We start from the raw sequence: 12,206 nt of genomic DNA, 5'->3' as shown, positions 1-12,206 counted from the left end.
GCGCCCCGTGGCCGTCCCCTACAACGCGCTGCCCATCGAGGCGCACGTCGCGATGATCACCGCCGAGCAGGCCAACGTCCCGGTCCTGGTCGACGCCGCCCGCATGTGGACCGAGGTCCGCACGTGGATCGAGTCCGCCCGCGTCGAGCTGCACACCCGCGCCCAGGACCTCGCCCCCTCCTGGACCGACCAGGCGGGCCGGGAGCTGGAGGAGAAGTTCCAGCGCTCCGACGCCGAGCTGAAGATGTGGGGCGAGCGGATCGACGCCTCGAGGGTGTCCGAGACGCTCACCACGCTGGCCGCCGCGATCCCGGAGACCATGCAGACCGTCTCCGCGCTCTACGAGGGCTACCTGGCGGCCATCTCCAACCCCTTCACCGCCGGGCTGGCCGTCGCGTTCCAGCAGGCCGCGGGCACCCGGATGACCGCGCTGGGCGGGCAGTTCGACATGTCCATGCTGACGGTGTGCTCGGCGGCGGGCATCAAGTCGCCCGGTGACGTGCTGCCCGAGCTGCCGACCGTGTCCAAGGACGACGTGGAGGCCGCCACCGCCGTGCTCGGCGCGGCAACGTCCTTGCAGGGCCTGGCGTCCTCGGCGGCGGGAGCGGCACTGCCGGACGTCTCGCTCCCGAGCCTCCCGGACCTCCCCGGCAGCGACCTGTCCCTGGCCGGCGTCACCACGGCACCCGCACCGCCGTCGCTCCCGACCGGCGGCGGCGTGCCCGGGACCGGCGGCGCGCCGACCCTGTCCGGCGGACCGCTCCCGGTCCTCCCGACGACCTCGGCGACCGGCCTGCCCCTGGCCCGTCCCGCCGGCAAGCGACCCGAGCCGACCACCAACACCGTCAAAGCGGGCGGGACGACCGGCACTACCCCGACGATGCCGCCCATGACCCCGCCCCACGGTGCCCAGCGGAACGGCACCCTCCGACCGTCCACAAGCGACAGCCGGACCGGCCGGTCGCGAACCACCCGCCGCGGCACCGAACCGACCGACGGCGTGCCGGAGACCCTGCGCGGCCGGTCCGGCGACACCCCGTCGCCCGCGGCTCCCCGGTACGCCGGGCAGCCGCTGGACGAGGAGTTGTGGCAGTTCATCCGGGACCGCGCGTCCCGCTGAACGTCAGGCCAGTACCAGGACGGCGACCGCGGGGGCCATGTAGATCAGCGGGAACACGACGTGCCCGTACGACTTCGCCCGCAGCACCGTGACCACCGCCCCGGTGAAGTACAGCACCAGCCCGACCGCGGCGGCGACGCCGAGCGCCGGCACGACCAACCCGGCCAGCAGACCGACCGCTCCCAGCGCCTTGGCGACCCCCAACCACGTCCACCACGAACGCGGCACGCCGTAGTCGGCCAGCGGCTCCACGACCCACTTGGCACCGGTGAACACCGACACGGCCGAGAACCCGGCCAGGAACGCTCCGAGGACGGTGACGACGACGTAGGTGGTCGACATGGCGCAACTCCTTCAACGGTTTCCTTGCTCCTTCACCCCCACGACCCCGCTCGGGTCCCGGATGTGACGGAAGGGCGGCGACACCGATGTGTCGCCGCCCACACCCCGCCCCCCGATCAAGCCACGCCGGCCAACTCCTCCTCCGCCACGGCTTCCCGCTTCCGGTCGCGGATCATCACCAGCGACAGCACCGCACCCGCCAGCGCCCCGACCGCCGCCGCCACGAAGCTGACCGACATCGCCGTGGTGAAGGCGTCCCGCGCGGTGGACACCAGCCCCGCGTCACCGGTCGCCGCCGCCACCGCGAAGGCGTCCTGGATGGACCGGTGCGCGCCCTCGGGCGCCGACTCCGGCATGGCGGCCGAGTAGGCACCGGACAGCACGCTGCCCAGGATCGCCACGCCGAGCGCCGCGCCGGCCTGCTGGATGGTGTCGTTGAGCGCGGACCCGACGCCGGCGTGCTCGTGCGGCACCGCGCCCATCAGGGCCGACACCGCCGCCGGCATCGCCAGACCGCCACCCGCGCCGAGCAGCGCGACCGCGATGCCCAGCGGCAGGAACCCCGCGCCCGGCTCCAGCGTGGTCAGCACGCCGAACCCGCCGGCGACGACCACCAGACCGATCACGGCCAACACCCGGTTACCCGTCTTCGCACCCAGGGTGGCCGCGAACCCGTTGCACAGCAAGGAAGCCACGGCCATCGGGATGAGCGCCAGACCGGCCTGCATGGGCGTGTAGTCGAGCACGAACTGGAGGTACTGCGTCACGACCAGCAGCAGGCCGCCGTTGCCGATCTGCACCAGCGTCAGCGAGAGGCTGCCGCCGCTGAAGTTGCGGTTGCGGAACAGGCCCAGCGGCACCATCGGCGACTCGACGCGGGCCTCCCACACCACGAACCCACCCAGCCCCACCACGGCGACGGCGAGCGCGGCCAGCGTGCCGGGGTGCGCCAGACCGTTCTTCGGCAACTCGATGATCATCCAGATCAGGGCGGTCAGGCCGACCACCGACAGGACCGCGCCCAGCGGGTCGGGCTTGCGCCACGGGCCGCGCGACTCGGGCATCCACGCCAGCGCGGCGACGATCGACACGACCACGATCGGCACGTTGACCAGGAACACCGCGCCCCACCAGAACCAGTCGACCAGCAGGCCGCCCAGGATCGGGCCGCCGATCAGGCCCAGCGTCGCGACCGCGCTCCACACCGCCATCGCCTTGCGGCGTTCCTCCTCGTCGAACACGGTGATGAGGATCGACAGCATGCTCGGCATCATCAGCGCGCCGCCGACGCCCATCCCCACGCGGGCCGCGATGAGCAGCACCGACGTCGAGGCCAACGCCCCGAACAGGGAACCCGCGCCGAACAGCACCAGGCCGATCACCAGCACCCGGCGGCGGCCGAACCGGTCGGACAGGCTGCCCGCGGTGAGCAGGAGGCCCGCGAACACGAGGATGTAGGAGTCCAGGATCCACTGGACGTCCTGGGCGCTCGCCCCGAGGTCGGTGGTCAGCGCGGGCACGGCGACGTTGAGCGCCATGTTGTCCACGACCAGCACCAACGTGCTCAGGCAGAGCACCGCCAACACGAACCACCTGCGTGGATCCACCGTTCCCGCCATGACCCCTCCAGTTTGCGAACACCGTTCCGTCGATGCGCACACTGTACGCAGAGCGGAACGCTGTACGCAACTGCGCACCGCGTGCGCTAGGCTGGCGAGCATGGAGATCCCCTCGGTGTGGACCCGAACCCGCAGGCAGCGGGACCAGCCGGCGCTGACGAGGCAGCAGATCGTGGCCGAGGCCGTCGCCCTGCTGGACGCGGAAGGCGTCGACGCGCTGACCATGCGCAAGCTCGGCGCGCGGCTGGACGCGGGCGCCACCTCCCTGTACCGGCACGTGGCCAACCGCGACGAGCTCGTCGAACTGGTCGTGGACGAGGTGTACGGCGAGATCGAGGTGCCGGAGATCAGTGACCCGGCGGCGTGGCGGGCCGCCGCCACCACGTGCGCGCACAGCGTGCGGTCGATGATCCTGCGGCACCCGTGGACCGCGACCCTGCTCGGGCAGGTCGGCCTGGCCTACCTGGGCCCCAACGTGATGCGGCTGAGCGACCGGATGCTGTCGCTGTTCCAGGCCGCCGGGTTCCCGCCGGACGAGGCAAACCACGCCATCAGCACGGTGATGGCCTACGTCATCGGCGTCGGCATCAGCGAGGCCGCGTGGCTGTCCACCCTGGCCCGCAGCGGGCGCACCGAACAGGACCTGGTCACCGACCTGCGCCCGGCGATCGAGCAGGCCGCCGCCGAGTACCCGCACATGCGGCAGCAACTGACGTCGTACGCGGAGGCCGACCCGGCACACGCCCGCGACGAGACCTTCACCTACGGGCTCGACCGGGTCCTCGACGGACTGGCCGCCGCACTGCCCTGAAAAATTCTTCCGGCACAGCGGTCACATCCCCGCCGCGCGGTACGTCAGCCAGACGTAGCCAACACGGAAGGAACACCGCAATGTCGACCACCTCGCGCCTGTCCAACCCGCAGGACCTCGTCCCGGCCCTGAAGGACATCTCCAAGGCGCTGTTCGCGGCCACCGGCACCGGCCCGCTGCCGCGGACCACGATCGGCCTGCTCCAGCTGCGGGCCGGCCAGATCGTCGGCAACACCTACCTGACCGCCCTGCACACCACCACCCTGCGCCGCGCCGGCGACACCGAGGAGCGCATCGCCGGCGTCGCGACCTGGCGCGACGCGCCGTACTACACCCCCGCCGAACGCGCCGCCCTGGCCCTGGTCGAGGCCGTCCTCCAGCCGTCCGCACAGGGCGAGCGCGTGCCCGACGCCCTGTACGCCGAGGTGGCCGAGCACTACGACGAGGCGGGCATCGCCGCACTGGCGGTCGCCATCGGCCAGGTCAACTTCTTCGTGCCCCTGGCCGTGATCGGCAAGCCCCTGCCGGGCGTGTCCCCGGCCGAACAGTGGACCAAGCAGGCCTGATGCCCCGGTGGGGCGGGCCTCCCCCGCCCCTCATGTCCACACTCGATCGGGTGACAACGTCCGCTGCGCGCAGCGGACGACCCGTGCTCAGGACTAGACTCCCGGTGTGACCACGAACCCCCAACCCAAGCTGTGGACGTTCATCGAGACACACCTGGCCAACCGGGGCCTGACCCCCGGCGACCTGGTCCGCCGCACCGGCGTGGCCCGCAGCTGCATCTCCGGCTGGCGGCGAGGCGGTTCCCTGAACGTCCCCACGGCCCGCACCCTGGCCAAGGCCCTCGACGTCACCGTGCTGGAAGTCCTGGTGGCCGCCGACGTCCTGACCGAAGCCGAAGCCCACCTCCGCACCCGAACCCCGACCCCGACCACCTTGACGAACAGGGAGATCCTCGCCGAACTGTCCCGCCGCCTGCGCTAGCCACAACCGCCCACACCGGACCCAACCGCCCGCACCCGGCACACGCCGCCCGCGCTGGGCACAACCGCCCACACCGGGCGCCAGTGCCACCACCCCGCCGAGGCCCGCACGGGCGTCGGCGGGGTCACCCCCGTCCCCCCGCCGACTCGAGCTAACCCTTGAAGGTGCCCTGGACCGTGAAGGTGCCGTCGGCGGTGGTGGCGTGGACGGTGTAGGTGTCGGCCTGGGGGGTGCGGTTGGCGGTGTGGTTGTACTGGGCCGCGAAGGCGTGGTCCGCCGCCGGGACCGCGTGGCCTGGTTTGAGGGTCCAGCGGTAGAGGACGGTGCCGTCGAGTTCCTCCACCGCGATGGTGAAGTCGTCGGTCGGGCCGGTCTGCCACTGGCCCGTGCTCTCCACGCCGCCGGTCTGCTTGACGCGCAGTTCCACGGTGAGCGCCGTGAGCGGCTGGGTGGTGGTGAGGGTGAGGGTGTTCTGGGTCCAGAACGCGTGGCTGTGCGGGTCGATCGTGCCCCTCGACGTCAGCGGACCGGCGGAGTCGCCGAGGGGTGGCGGGGCGTCCGGCGTCGCCCGGGCGGTGGTCGTGCGGTTCGGTTGCGTCGGTTGCGCGGGCGGGGCCGGTTCCGTGGTGCTGGAGGTGGGGTGCGGGCTCGACAGGGTGATCGCGGTGTCGGGCTTGGGTGGTGTTTCGGGGAGGATGGCGGCGACCGCGATGCCCGCGACGGCGACGATCCCCGCGGCGGCAAGGCCGGCGAAGGCCACCCGGGGCCACGAGCGGCCGATGCCCGCCGTCCGGGCACCGACCACGCCGTGCGTGGTGCCGGCCGTGCCGCGTTGCACGCGGGCCAGCATCCGGGCGCGGTCGGGCTGGTGCTCCTGGGCGGCCTCGCGCAACCGCCTGCCGATCTCGTCGTTCACCGATTCCCCCTCCCCGCCACGACGTCCGCCGCCCGCGCGCCGAGCAAGCGTTCCAGCTCCGCCAGACCCTTGGAGGTCTGGCTCTTCACCGCGCCGACCGAGATGCCCAGCGCCAGCGCGGTGTCCTTCTCCGACAGGTCGAACGCGTGCCGCAGCACCACGCACGCCCGCTTGCGGAACGGCAAGCGGTCCAACGCCGCCCGCACGTCCACCACGGCGGCCACGTCCGGGCCGTGCGCCTGCTGCGGCCGGTGCGACCAGAACAACGCCACCCGGCGACGTTCCCGCGTCGCACTCCGGATGCGTTCCCGCGCCAGGTTCGCGACCACGCCGCGCGCGTACGCCACCGGGTGCTCGGCCCCGCGCAGCCGGTCCCACCGCTGCCACAACGCGATCAACGCGTCGGCGGCGAGGTCGTCGGCGGCGTCGGGCTCCCCGGTGAGGAGGTAGGCCAGCCGGGACAGCTCGGCGTAGTGCCGTTCGAAGAAGGCGTGGAACTCCGCCGACGTGTCATCGAGGAGCATGTCGCTCGGCTGACCTCTCCCTACCCCTGCGCCCCTCGCGAGGCGGCAACGTACCAGTGACCCGGTCGGTCAGGACGGCTCACCCACCAGCACCCCGCGGCCGTTGGTGCCCAGGTAGACCCGCCCGTACACGTCGGGGTCGCCGGAGATGACCCCGCCGACGCCGCCGCCGAACCGGTTCCGGTCGTCGTTGATCCGCACCCACGCGGCACCGCCGTCGATCGAGCGGAAGATCCCGGTCACGCCGTTGACCGTCCCGTTGAGGTAGAGCGCGGGCTGACGGGCACCCGGCGCGGCCTTGCCGAACCCGACCGCGTCGGCGTTCTCGACGCCGCCCACCTTCGCGAAGCTCGCCCCGCCGTCGACCGAGCGGACGAGCCCGTTGTGGCTTGCGATCCACAAGTCACCGGTGGGACCCGCCTTGAGACGTCCACCGGCGAGCCCGCGCGCCCGAGCGGTGAAGCTCCGCCCACCGTCGCTGCTGGCGTACAGGGTGTCGCCGCTGAGCGCGTAGAACGCGCTCGCCGTCACCCGGTCGGCCACCACGGCCGTGCCCGAGGGCAGGCCCGAGGACGCTTTCCACGTCTTGCCCCAGTCGGTGGACACGTGCGGGACCTGCCCCGACGCCGTCCACACCACGGTGCCGCCATCGGCCGAGATCGCCACCGCACCACCACCCGCCGCGCTCACCGGCGACCCGGCGAACGGCCGCCACGTCACACCGCCATCGGTGGAGTACGCGCCGCGCTCCTCGCTGCCGTAACCGACGCGCACGACGACGTTCGGCTTGGCCTGCGCGAAGTCGATGCCGGTGGTGTTGGTGAACCGCGGTCCGGACGCGGCCCCGGCCGGCACCTGGTCCAGGTCGTCGTGCCGGAACCCGCCGACGTCACCCAGCGCGCTGATCAGCTTGCCGCCGGGCGGCGTGACCAGGCCCAGCACGGCCGTCTCCTCCAGGCCCTGCACGGGAATCGACCAGTGCGTCGGAGCACCGCGGTCCGCCGCCGTCACGTCGTTGCTGGCCCACAGACCCGCCCCGGTGCCGTAGATGACGTGCCCGGAGTCGAACGGGTCGATGGCCAGCGCACCCATCCAGTGGCCGATGCCGGTGCCGACGTACGGCGCGCCGGAAGCGTCCCGCACGGACGTCTCGCCCAGCGCCTTCCACGTGTCGCCACCGTCGGTCGAGCGGTACAGCTCGTCCGAGGGCCACCACCGGTCGAGGGTCGTCACCATCACCGTGGACGGCCGCTGCGGGTCCACCGCCAGCCCGGCGAAGCCGAAACCCGTGCCGGGGACGGGCGAGACGTCCTTCCAGGTCCCGGTGGACGGCGTGTGCTTCCACACCGAACCGGCCTTCACCCCGTTGGGGCCCGGGGCGTCGGTGTAGGTGACGTACAGCGACCCGTCACCGGACAGGACGCCGTGGTGCGGCAGGTGCCCGGTGGGCTGGCCGGGCACGGCCTGCCACGTGGTGCCGCCGTCCGTCGACCGGTACAGCGAGGTGGTCTTGTCGGCGACGCCCACGTACACCGTCCCGGCCGGTCCGAAGGTCACGAACGACAGGCCGACCCCGCTGCTGCCGCCGTCCTTGACCGGGAACCCGGCGACCTGGCTCCAGGTGACGCCGTAGTCGGTGCTGCGCCACAACCCGTTCCTGCGGGTGCCGAGGTAGAGCGTGCGGTGGTCGGCCGGGTCGACCGCGAGCCGCTCGCCCATCGACCGGCCGTCCTCGTTGCTGCCCAGCTTGAACGGCAGGTCCGTGCGCTGGAACGTCCGGCCCTGGTCGGTGGAGCGCAGGAGGGCGGCGTTGCCCGCCCAGTCGTTGGTGTAGGTGCCGGTGGCGAGGTACAGGCGGTCGGGGTCGACCGGGTCGGTCGCCACGCTCTCGATGCCCAGCAGGTTCCAGTCCGCCGCCCAGTCGGTCAGCGGGACCCACTTGCCGCCGTCCCACCGGTACGCGCCGCCCATGTCGGTGCGCGCGTACAGCAGGCCCTCGCGGGTGGGGTTGAAGACGAACCCGGTGACGAAACCGCCGCCCGCGATCTGGACGTTCCGCCAGGTGTACGGGCCGGAACCGGTGCTCGGCGGCGGCGGCGCGGAGGGTGTGGAAGACGTGCTCGGCACCGGCCTGGGCGCGACCACGGGAGCCGAGGGCTTGGCGGGCTTGGTGGTCTTGGCCGGCTGCCACTGCTGGTCGGTGCCACCCCGGTCGGCGGACTGGACGACGGCCTGACCGTCCGGACCGTCGTCCACCGACAGCACAAGGCCGCTGGCCCGCGAGACGATCTTCACCGCGCCGCCGTCGACCTCGACCAGCTTCCACTGCTGGGTGGGCGCGCCGACGTCCGACTGCTGCTCGACGTTCGCCTGCGCCGTCGCACCGCTGCGCACACCCAGGACCTTGCCGCTGTTCTGGTTGACGAACTGGTAGAAGTCGGCGTCCACGGGCTTGAGCCGCCACTGCTGGCTCGCGGCGTCGTCGGCGCGCTTCTCCTGCTGGATGCGGACGCCGTCCGCGCTGTCCGCCCCGGCCACGTCCAGCGCGTTGCCGCTGCGGACGGAGACGAACTGGTAGTAGGCGGTGGCGTCCACGGTCACCGGCTCCGGGTCGTCGCCCCCGGTGAACAGCAGGAGCGGGGCGACCAGCGTGGGCACACCGACGATCGTCCCGATCGCCGCCCAGCGCCACCGCCCCCGCGGCGCCGCGCCACCGCTCCGACGCGCCGCGCCTCGGTCCGACCCGGCCGCGCCACCGCTCCGACGCGCCGCGCCACCCTCCGGCCCGGCCGCGCCACCGCTCCGACGCACCCGCCGGACACCGGTGGCCCCGGTCTCACTCATGCAGCACTCCTCGACTCGGCCGTGCCTCGCGCACGGCTCAGGGCGGCGTTCTGCCCTCGAGTTGCCGCTGCCGCCGGAAAGGTTTCCGCCGATTCCCGCCGATCTCGTCCTACGGCCGGTGCGCGATCTCCGCGAGCCGGTCGACGCGGCGGGCGAGCTCGGTGAAGACGTCCTCGAAGAACTCGTCGGTGTCCACCGGTCCGGGGTCGGGGACCGACCAGTGGACGTGCCGGTCGGCGGGCCCGAGCTCCTCGAACGCGCCGTCGCAGACCGCGACCACCAGGTCGTCCGGTGCGACGACGTCGCGGACGTGGGCGGTGGTCTCGCGCTCCAGGACCAGGCCGTGGCGTTCGGCGGTGGCCAGGGCGCGGGGGTTGACCCGGGTGGCGGGGTGGGTGCCGGCGGAGGTGACCGGGATGGGGCTGCGGGTGCTCCAGACGGCGGCGGCGAGGGGTGAGCGGGCGCCGTTGCGGGTGCAGACGAACACGACCCGGGGCGCGGTCACGGTCGGCGTGGTGTGCAGGCCGTGCAGCGGTTCCGGGGTGAGCCGGACGTAGGCGCGCCGCCCGTCGGCGTGGGACCTGGTGCGCTCCACCAGGCCGACCTCGCGCAGCACCTTGAGGTGGTGGGCGAGCAGGTTGGACGTGAGGCCGAAGCGGGCCGCGAGCTCGCCCGGTGACCGGTCGCCGATCGCGAGCAGGTCCACGATCCCCAGGCGCACCGGGTCGGACAGCGCGTGGTGCACCGCCGCGCGCGCCCGAAGGTTCTTCTCGATTTCCATTGAGGCAATCCTCGCTGAGGTGCTTGGGTGGGGCAAGGCCGTCCACACCATGGAGCACCGGAGGCGCCCAGGGCCACCCCCAGCGGACCCACCCTCGCGACACCCGCACCGGCACGCCGGCGCGGCGGACGACCACACGGCCGTTCCCCTCGGCCGAAAAACCGGCGGAAACCTGCGCCAAAAAACAATTTAGATCTCTTTCGGACATGCCATCCGGAGCAGTTCACATTACTTCTTGCCGCCGATTCCCAAACAGCCTGGGATGCGTACTTTCAAAGCGGTCGAGCCAATCCACCCACGGCAATCGGGGGATCCGTGACCACGAAAGAAGCGGTAGGCACGCCGAGCGCCTCGCCGGCACAGCGCTGGGCGCAGTCGTCCACCTTGACGAAGTTGTACTGGCTGCTGCGCCTCGGCGTAGCGGTGGAATACCTGGGCCACGGCTGGGCCGGGTTGAGCCGGTCGCGGGCGTGGCTGCCCTACTACGACCTGTTCGGCATCTCCGCCGACACCGCCGTCGGCTGGCTGATGTACGTGACGGGGTCGGTCGACGTCCTGGTCGGCCTGGTCGTGCTGTTCTTCCCGTTGCGCGTCGTGTTGCTGCACGCCACGGTGTGGGGCGTGTTCACCGCCCTGCTCAGGCCCACCGTGGGCGAGGGCTGGTGGGAGTTCCTGGAGCGCGGCGGCAACTACGGCATGCCGCTGGCACTGCTCGTCCTGGTCGGCGGCGGCGGGTGGTCGCTGCGCCGCTGGTTCACGCCGGGCACCGAGCCGGAGCGGGTGTCCGACCGCGCGCTGGTGTGGTCGCACTGGGCCGCCCGGGGCGGTTTGGCGCTGCTGCTGATCGGACACGGCGGATTCGCGTTGTTCGAGCACAAGAAGTACTTCTACAAGTATTTCGCCTTCTTCGGCGTCGACGGCCCCGCGGTCGACTCGGCACACCTGATGGCGATCTTCGGCGCGTTCGAAATCGTGCTCGGCCTCGCCGTCCTGGCCCGCCCGGCGAAACCGCTGCTGTGGTTCGTGCTGGGTTGGAAGCTGGTCACCGAACTGCTCCGCCCGCTGGTGGGGCAGGAATGGTTCCAATTCGTCGAGCGCGACGGCGACTACGTGCTCCCGGTCGCACTCGTGATCGGCGCGGGCCTGTACGCGGCGGCCCTGCACCGACTGCGCACCCGATCCACCGTCTAGCCTAAGGACCTCTCTTGCGTCGCTTGCTCCCCCTCGTCACCGCCGCGGCACTCGTCGCGTCGCCGGCCACCGCCGCGGCCGGCGGCACGACCGGTCAGCCGGTCGAGCTCGGCACCATCCCGATCGGCGCGAACTCCAGGATGGTCGTGTTCACGCCCGACCAACGCACGGTCTACGTGGCCAACGGCGGCTCGAACACCGTCTCGGTGGTCGACCCGGCCCGCCGCGAGGAGGTCGCCACCATCCCGGTGGGCACCTTCCCGTACGGCATCGCCTTCGACCGACCGGGCCGCCACGCGTACGTCTCCAACCGCGACTCGGACGACGTGTCCGTGATCGACACCGCGCGCCGCACGGTCGTCAAGACCATCCCGGTGGGCGACGCCCCGCGCCTGGCGGCGTTGCGGCCCGACGGCCGCGAGGTCTGGGTCAGCAGCACCGGCTCGGACGCGGTGTACGTCATCGACACCCGGACCCAGTCCGTCACCCACACCATCCCGGTGGGCGACGCCCCCCGCGGCATCCACTTCACCAGCGGCGGCCGCAACGCCTGGGTGGCCAACTCCGACGCCGACACGGTCTCCGTCGTCGACACCGCCACCTACAAGGCCACCCACACCATCCCCGTGGGCGACGAACCCCGCGGCGTCCTGATCACCCCCGACAACCGCACGGCGTACATCAGCAACACCATCGCCGGCACGGTGTCGGTGGTGGACGTCCGAACCCGGGCGGTCACCGCCACCATCCCGGTCGGTCAGAAACCCCGCGGCATCACCCTCGCCGCGGGCGGCCGGATCGCCTACGTGGTCAACGCCGGCGACGGCACCAAGCCGGGCAAGGTCGTCACCTTCGACACCCGCACCAACAAGGTGCTCGGCGAGGTCCCGGTCGGCTTGGACGCCCACTGGTCCGCCCCCGGCCCGGGCCACCACTACGTCCTGGTGACCAACTCGGGCTCCAACACCCTGTCCGTCATCACCCTCGCCCGCCACTGACCCCGGCGCGACGGGGCCACAACGCCGCTCGACGGCGATGCCGGGGAACCGGCACCGCCGTCGAGGGTGTGGG

Annotated in this window: 12 protein-coding genes; 6 read left to right on the top strand and 6 right to left on the bottom strand. The window is 72.4% G+C overall.

All coding sequences use genetic code 11. The features are described from left to right. The first annotated feature begins 7 nt into the window (after positions 1 to 7). Complete coding sequence (locus DFJ66_RS29405; RefSeq protein ID WP_211351366.1) at positions 8 to 1,120, top strand: hypothetical protein; 1,113 nt, start codon at positions 8 to 10, stop codon at positions 1,118 to 1,120. Positions 1,121 to 1,123: 3 nt separating this feature from the next. On the opposite strand, the gene DFJ66_RS29400 is transcribed toward DFJ66_RS29405, so the two are convergent. Together DFJ66_RS29400 and DFJ66_RS29395 are read right to left on the bottom strand one after the other, a co-directional pair. Continuing rightward, positions 1,124 to 1,462 (bottom strand): DoxX family protein, encoded by a 339-nt coding sequence (locus tag DFJ66_RS29400; RefSeq protein WP_121225842.1) that lies wholly within the window; start codon positions 1,460 to 1,462, stop codon positions 1,124 to 1,126. Positions 1,463 to 1,578: 116 nt separating this feature from the next. After that, positions 1,579 to 3,081, bottom strand: a complete 1,503-nt coding sequence (locus DFJ66_RS29395; RefSeq protein ID WP_121225840.1) for an MFS transporter — start codon at positions 3,079 to 3,081, stop codon at positions 1,579 to 1,581. A 100-nt stretch (positions 3,082 to 3,181) separates the two neighbouring features. Between DFJ66_RS29395 and DFJ66_RS29390 the strand changes: the two genes are divergently transcribed. The 3 genes from DFJ66_RS29390 to DFJ66_RS29380 all read left to right on the top strand — a co-directional run bounded on the left by DFJ66_RS29390 (position 3,182) and on the right by DFJ66_RS29380 (position 4,879). Continuing rightward, entirely contained in the window at positions 3,182 to 3,892 is a 711-nt protein-coding gene (locus DFJ66_RS29390) for a TetR/AcrR family transcriptional regulator (RefSeq protein WP_121225837.1), read from the top strand. An 80-nt stretch (positions 3,893 to 3,972) separates the two neighbouring features. Further along, complete coding sequence (locus DFJ66_RS29385) at positions 3,973 to 4,458, top strand: carboxymuconolactone decarboxylase family protein (protein WP_121225835.1); 486 nt, start codon at positions 3,973 to 3,975, stop codon at positions 4,456 to 4,458. A gap of 106 nt (positions 4,459 to 4,564) precedes the next feature. Next, positions 4,565 to 4,879: a helix-turn-helix domain-containing protein gene (locus DFJ66_RS29380; protein WP_121225833.1), complete on the top strand. Its 315-nt coding sequence runs from the start codon at positions 4,565 to 4,567 to the stop codon at positions 4,877 to 4,879. Between the two features lie 151 nt (positions 4,880 to 5,030). On the opposite strand, the gene DFJ66_RS29375 is transcribed toward DFJ66_RS29380, so the two are convergent. From DFJ66_RS29375 to DFJ66_RS29360, 4 genes are all read right to left on the bottom strand, one after another. After that, on the bottom strand, positions 5,031 to 5,795 hold the full coding sequence (locus DFJ66_RS29375) for a hypothetical protein (protein ID WP_121225830.1): 765 nt from the start codon (positions 5,793 to 5,795) through the stop codon (positions 5,031 to 5,033). Then, positions 5,792 to 6,319 (bottom strand): SigE family RNA polymerase sigma factor, encoded by a 528-nt coding sequence (locus tag DFJ66_RS29370; RefSeq protein ID WP_121225828.1) that lies wholly within the window; start codon positions 6,317 to 6,319, stop codon positions 5,792 to 5,794. The genes DFJ66_RS29375 and DFJ66_RS29370 overlap by 4 nt, the downstream gene beginning before the upstream one ends. A 69-nt stretch (positions 6,320 to 6,388) precedes the next feature. Then, entirely contained in the window at positions 6,389 to 9,163 is a 2,775-nt protein-coding gene (locus DFJ66_RS29365) for an RICIN domain-containing protein (protein WP_121225826.1), read from the bottom strand. 109 nt (positions 9,164 to 9,272) lie between these two features. Further along, positions 9,273 to 9,944, bottom strand: coding sequence for a metalloregulator ArsR/SmtB family transcription factor (locus DFJ66_RS29360; protein ID WP_121225824.1), 672 nt, complete (start codon positions 9,942 to 9,944; stop codon positions 9,273 to 9,275). A gap of 315 nt (positions 9,945 to 10,259) precedes the next feature. Between DFJ66_RS29360 and DFJ66_RS29355 the strand changes: the two genes are divergently transcribed. Both DFJ66_RS29355 and DFJ66_RS29350 read left to right on the top strand, forming a co-directional pair. Further along, on the top strand, positions 10,260 to 11,135 hold the full coding sequence (locus DFJ66_RS29355; protein ID WP_147459393.1) for a hypothetical protein: 876 nt from the start codon (positions 10,260 to 10,262) through the stop codon (positions 11,133 to 11,135). A gap of 14 nt (positions 11,136 to 11,149) precedes the next feature. Then, positions 11,150 to 12,133 carry a YVTN family beta-propeller repeat protein gene (locus DFJ66_RS29350; protein WP_147459392.1) on the top strand — a complete coding sequence of 328 codons (984 nt, stop codon included), beginning with the start codon at positions 11,150 to 11,152 and terminating at the stop codon, positions 12,131 to 12,133. Positions 12,134 to 12,206 lie beyond the last annotated feature (73 nt).

The organism is Saccharothrix variisporea (assembly GCF_003634995.1).
In the GTDB taxonomy this organism is placed as follows: Bacteria; Actinomycetota; Actinomycetes; order Mycobacteriales; family Pseudonocardiaceae; genus Actinosynnema; species Actinosynnema variisporeum.
This window is presented reverse-complemented; position numbering and strand designations above follow the sequence as displayed.